Consider the following 2,098-nt stretch of genomic DNA (forward strand, 5'->3'; position numbering starts at 1 on the left):
TTCTTCCGATCTCGCTCGCCACCGGTGGGACCGCGGTGGCGTCGACGGGGACGAGCGGACTGGCTGCTGCCCAGGCTGTCTCCGTGTCGGCTGCACGGGCGGGGCTGGCCAGCGGCCTGGTGCAGGGGGCTGGGTCTGCTGGCGCCACCCCCGCCGTGCAGCACCGGCAGGGCAGCACGGTCGCTCCGGCGCGGGACTTCGGCTCCTGCCGGTAACGAGGTTCCCTGCGGGGAGGATCCGCGGGGTCCCGGCCCCACGGATCCTCCCCGCTGCGGCTCTGGCGCACGTGGTGGCATTCGCGACAGGATGCGGGGCATGAGTGACGGCGCACACGGGACGGCAGACGACACGGCCTACGACACGGCATACGCGCGGGCCCATCGGCGCAGCCTCGAGGACCCCGACGGGTTCTGGGCGCAGGCGGCCGAGGGGATCGACTGGATCCGCAAGCCGACCACGATCCTCGACGCGAGCCGGCCGCCGTTCTACCGCTGGTTCACCGGCGCCACCCTCAACACCTGCTACAACGCGCTCGACCGGCACGTCATCGCCGGGCGCGCCGACCAGCCGGCCCTGATCCACGACAGCCCGGTGACCGGCACGACCGCCACCTACACGTACGCCGAGCTGCTGGACCTCGTGGCCCGGTTCGCCGGGGCGCTGCGCGGGTTCGGCGTCGGGCAGGGCGATCGCGTGGTCATCTACCTGCCGATGGTGCCCGAGGCGGTCATCGCGATGCTGGCGTGCGCCCGGATCGGCGCCATCCACTCGGTCGTCTTCGGCGGCTTCGCTCCGGCGGAGCTCGCCGCACGGATCGAGGACGCCGCGCCGAAGGTGGTCGTGTCCGCGAGCTGCGGCATCGAGCGCAGCCGGGTGATCCCCTACAAGCCGATGCTGGACGAGGCGATCGAGCGCTCGTCGCACAAGCCGGAGCGGTGCATCATCGTGCAGCGCGAGCAGCTGACCGTCGAGCTGACCGACCGCGACGTGGCGTGGTCGGACGTGATGCACCCCGACCTGGTGGCACCCGCAGGGTGCGTCCCCGTCGCGGCCACCGACCCGCTCTACATCCTCTACACCTCCGGCACCACGGGGCGGCCCAAGGGCATCGTGCGCGACCATGGTGGGCACGCGGTGGCGCTGCGGTGGTCGATGGGCAACCTGTTCGGGATGCAGCCCGGCGACGTGTGGTTCACCGCCAGCGACGTGGGCTGGGTGGTCGGCCACTCCTACATCGTCTACGCGCCCCTGCTGACCGGGTGCACGACGGTGCTCTACGAGGGCAAGCCGGTGGGCACCCCGGACGCCGGAGCCTTCTGGCGGATCGTCGAGCAGTATGGCGTGGCTGGCCTGTTCACAGCGCCCACGGCCATCCGGGCGGTCAAGAAGGAGGACCCCGAGGGCGAGCTGCTCGAGGGGCACGACATCTCCTCGCTGCGGACCCTCTTCCTCGCGGGGGAGCGGCTCGACCCGGACACCTACACGTGGGCGGTGGAGCGGCTGCGGCTGCCCGTCGTCGACAACTGGTGGCAGACCGAGACCGGGTGGCCGATCGCCGCGAATCCGATGGGTTTGCAGCAGCTTCCCATCAAGCCGGGATCGCCGACCGTTCCGGTGCCGGGGTATGACGTGCGAGTGCTCGACGAGCGCGGTGAGCCTGTGCCGCCCGGGACCGAAGGCGCCATCTGCCTGCGACTGCCGATGCCCCCCGGCACGCTGCCGACGCTGTGGCAGGACGACGACCGCTACGTCTCGTCCTACCTCGCAGCTCACGACGGCCACTACCTCACCGGCGACGGTGGCTACCTCGACGAGGACGGCTACCTGTTCGTGATGGGCCGCACCGACGACGTGCTCAACGTGGCGGGCCACCGGCTGTCGACCGGGTCGATCGAGGCCGCGCTCGCGGGCCATCCGTCCGTGGCCGAGTGCGCGGTGATCGGGGTGGCCGACCAGCTCAAGGGCCAGGTGCCACGGGCCCTGGTGGTGCTCAAGAGCGGCATCGACGTGGCGGCCGACGGCGCCCTGGAGGCGCTGCGCGACGAGCTGGTGCAGCGCGTGCGGTCGGAGGTCGGCGCGGTGGCGGCGTTGCGGCAGG

Annotated in this window: 2 protein-coding genes; both read left to right on the forward strand. The window is 72.1% G+C overall.

Features of this window, described 5'->3' with window-relative positions:
• The coding region (locus tag FRW57_RS24180; RefSeq protein WP_203230460.1) for a hypothetical protein at window positions 1-215 on the forward strand (215 nt) is incomplete at its 5' end.
• Between the two features lie 100 nt (window positions 216-315).
• Window positions 316-2,098, forward strand: a 1,783-nt coding sequence (locus tag FRW57_RS20665; protein WP_152186943.1) for an AMP-binding protein, incomplete at its 3' end; no start/stop codon positions are given.

The sequence above is a fragment of the Segeticoccus rhizosphaerae genome, from assembly GCF_009192725.1.
Taxonomy (GTDB): domain Bacteria; phylum Actinomycetota; class Actinomycetes; order Actinomycetales; family Dermatophilaceae; genus Segeticoccus; species Segeticoccus rhizosphaerae.